Annotated in this window: 4 protein-coding genes; 2 read left to right on the top strand and 2 right to left on the bottom strand. The window is 62.4% G+C overall.

Annotation, left to right across the window (positions count from 1 at the left end):
- A partial coding sequence (locus tag ACIQ1A_RS09560; protein WP_395770842.1) for an ABC transporter substrate-binding protein occupies window positions 1-457 on the bottom strand: 457 nt, incomplete at its 3' end.
- Window positions 458-587: 130 nt separating this feature from the next.
- Window positions 588-2,066 carry a M20 family metallopeptidase gene (locus ACIQ1A_RS09555; protein WP_395770841.1) on the bottom strand — a complete coding sequence of 493 codons (1,479 nt, stop codon included), beginning with the start codon at window positions 2,064-2,066 and terminating at the stop codon, window positions 588-590.
- A 169-nt stretch (window positions 2,067-2,235) separates the two neighbouring features.
- Here ACIQ1A_RS09555 and ACIQ1A_RS09550 point away from each other — a divergent pair, with 169 nt between their 5' ends.
- Both ACIQ1A_RS09550 and ACIQ1A_RS09545 read left to right on the top strand, forming a co-directional pair.
- Window positions 2,236-2,562, top strand: coding sequence for a ComEA family DNA-binding protein (locus tag ACIQ1A_RS09550; protein WP_395770840.1), 327 nt, complete (start codon window positions 2,236-2,238; stop codon window positions 2,560-2,562).
- Window positions 2,563-2,639: 77 nt separating this feature from the next.
- A partial coding sequence (locus tag ACIQ1A_RS09545; protein ID WP_395770839.1) for a HutD family protein occupies window positions 2,640-2,919 on the top strand: 280 nt, incomplete at its 3' end.

Genomic DNA, 2,919 nt, shown 5'->3' with positions numbered 1-2,919 from the left:
GCTCCAGGGCCCGGGTCAGCATATAGCGGCCGAGTGCGCCTTCCTCGAAACCGACCCGGCGTCCGGCCAGGTCCTTGACCGAGGTGATGCCGGGTTTGGCGATGATGACATCGGCGCCATCGGAAATGTTGGCGACCAGAATGACTTTGATTGCAATGCCGTTCTGGCTCAGCTCCAGGGCTTCGTCGATGGTCAGCGCCGCCACTTGGATCTTGTCCTTGCGGAAGTCTTCCATCACCTCGATGGCCGATTCATATTGCTGCATCTGGATCAGCTTGCTGTCATAAAGCTCTTTGTCGCGGGCGATGTAGCCGGGCGCGTAGCCCGGCCAGGTATTGGTACCCACCAAAATCGGCTTGGCCATGGGCTCGGAAGATTTTATGCAACCGCCAATCAGCGCCAGTGTCAGCAACAAGGCGATTCGGTAGAGATGCTGGACGGGCGGAAAGCTCAACATGCAATTCCTTTGCAGATGGCAATGGTACAACGGGCGCCGGCCCACGGGCGTATTTCTTGCACTGTAGCATATGCGGAAACGGCGGGCAAAAAGCCCGCCGCTGGGGAAAACCCTTAAGGACAGCCGTGGTTTAGCAGCAACCGTGGTCGCCGAATTGGGCATGGCCGGCGTGTGCCGCGACGCCCATGGTCAGGCCTTTCAGGCCGGCCTGGTAATGCGCGGCCACCACATGCGCCACCGCTTCGGTCACCCGCTTGCCGGTCGGAATGTGCAGGAATTCGTTCGGGCCATGTGCGTTGCTGTGCGGGCCGAGCACGCCGGTGATCATGAACTGCGCGCCCGGGAATTTCTCACCCAGCATGCCCATGAACGGAATGGTGCCGCCTTCGCCCATGTACATCGCCGGCGCACCGAAAGCCGCCTGCGAGGCGTCTTCGATGGCGGTTTCCAGCCACGGCGCCAGCGCCGGAGCGTTCCAGCCGGTCGAGGCTTTTTCCAATTCGAAACTGACCTTGGCGCCATAGGGCGGATCGGCTTCCAGTGTGGATTTCACGAACGCACCGGCCTTGTCCGGATCAAGCATCGGCGGAATACGCAGTGAAATCTTGACCGCAGTGAACGGACGCAGCACATTGCCGGCATTGCCAAGCGTGGGCAGGCCGTCGACGCCGGTGATCGACAGCATCGGGCGCCAGGTGCGGTTCAGAATCAGCTCGCCCAGATCGTCGGCCATCGGGCGCATGCCCGGCAGGAACGGGAATTTGTCGAACACTTCTTCGCCCAGCACTTCGGCGGCGCGTTTGGCCTGGCTGACGCGCTGTTCGGGAATCGCGACATGCAGTTCCTCGCGGTGGATGCGGCCGGTATCGACCTCTTCCAGACGGTTCAGCAATTGCCGCAGCACCCGGAAGCTGGACGGCACGATGCCGGAGGCATCGCCCGAGTGCACGCCTTCGCTGAGCACGTCCACGCGCAGATTGCCGCCGGTCAGACCGCGCAGCGAGGTGGTGCACCAGAGCTGGTCGTAATTGGCGCAGCCCGAATCCAGACAGACCACCAGACTCGGTTTGCCGATGCGCTCGGCCAGATGATCGACGTAATGCGGCAGATCGTAGCTGCCGGATTCTTCGCAGGCCTCGATCAGAATCACGGTGCGTGCGTGCGCAATGCCCTGCGCTTTCAGCGCGGCGATGGCGGTCAGCGAACCGAACAGGGCATAACCGTCATCGGCGCCGCCGCGGCCGTACAGTTTGTCGCCCTTGATTACCGGCGTCCACGGGCCGAGGTCGGCGTCCCAGCCGGTCATTTCCGGTTGTTTGTCGAGGTGGCCATACATCAGCACACAGTCCTCGCCGCTGCCGGCGATTTCAATGAAAATCAGCGGCGTGCGGTTTTCCAGACGCACGATGTCGACCTGCATGCCGTCGATGGCCTGGGCCTTGGCCCAGTCGGCCAGCAGCTGCGTGGCCTGCTCCATGTACCCGTGCTGCTGCCAGTCGGCATCGAACATCGGCGACTTGTTGGGGATTTTGATGTACTCGACCAACTGGCCGACGATGTCGGCATCCCATCGGTCGGCAACGAAGGCGGTCAGCGCGTGCTTGTCCATGATCCATCCTGGCGTGGAAAAGGCCATTTTAGCAGGGTAGGGATTTTCCGACAGGGCTTTTGGCACGGGTCTGACACGTCCTGTCGATATTGCCGTCTGAACACCGCCGGCGCCGATTGCGACACTGTCTGCACCTGGCGCTGGTGCCAGATCAACCACGGAGAATCCCATGTCATCCATCCGCAATCTCGTGCACACCCTCATCCTTGCCCTGTGTTTCAGTTCCGCCGCCCTGGCGGTCACTCCGCCGGCCCAGCAGGTCAACATCAACACCGCCGATGCCGCCACCCTCGACCGTCTGCTCGATGGTGTCGGCCCGACCAAGGCCCAGGCCATCGTCGACTACCGCAAAGCCAATGGCGCCTTCCGCAGTCCGGCCGATCTGGCCAAGGTCAAGGGCATCGGTCCGGCCACGGTCAAGCGCAATGCCGCCCGCATCAGTGTCGGCGCCGCCAAGCCCAAACCGGCTGCGGTCAAAAAACCGGCTGCCCGCTGAGCCATTTTTTCCTCCAGCCGCCCGCTCTGCGGGCGGTTTTTTTTGCCCGGCCTCCGGCCCTGTGCGACACTACCGGCATGGCCTTCCGCTATTTTCCACAATCCGAATTCGTACCCATGCCCTGGAAAAACGGCGGCGGCAGCACGCGCGAGATTGTCCGTGTTCCCGAAAACACCGAGCACTGGCAGTGGCGTCTGTCCATCGCTGACATTACCGCCGATGGTCCATTCTCGGCCTTTCCCGGCTGCACGCGCTCCCTAACCCTGCTTGAAGGCGCCGGCATGGCCTTGCAGTTCACCGACCGTACGTGCGATCTGCGTCCGCCCTACGCCTCTTGCCGCTTTGCCGGGGAAGAAA

It is taken from the genome of Arenimonas sp. (genome assembly GCF_044353605.1).
In the GTDB taxonomy this organism is placed as follows: domain Bacteria; phylum Pseudomonadota; class Gammaproteobacteria; order Xanthomonadales; family Xanthomonadaceae; genus Arenimonas.
This window is presented reverse-complemented; position numbering and strand designations above follow the sequence as displayed.

Excerpts from the sequence above, each read along its gene's own strand:
- ACIQ1A_RS09555 (WP_395770841.1), bottom strand. The coding sequence starts at position 2,066 with ATGGACAAGCACGCGCTGACCGCCTTCGTTGCCGACCGATGGGATGCC.
- ACIQ1A_RS09550 (WP_395770840.1), top strand. The coding sequence starts at position 2,236 with ATGTCATCCATCCGCAATCTCGTGCACACCCTCATCCTTGCCCTGTGT.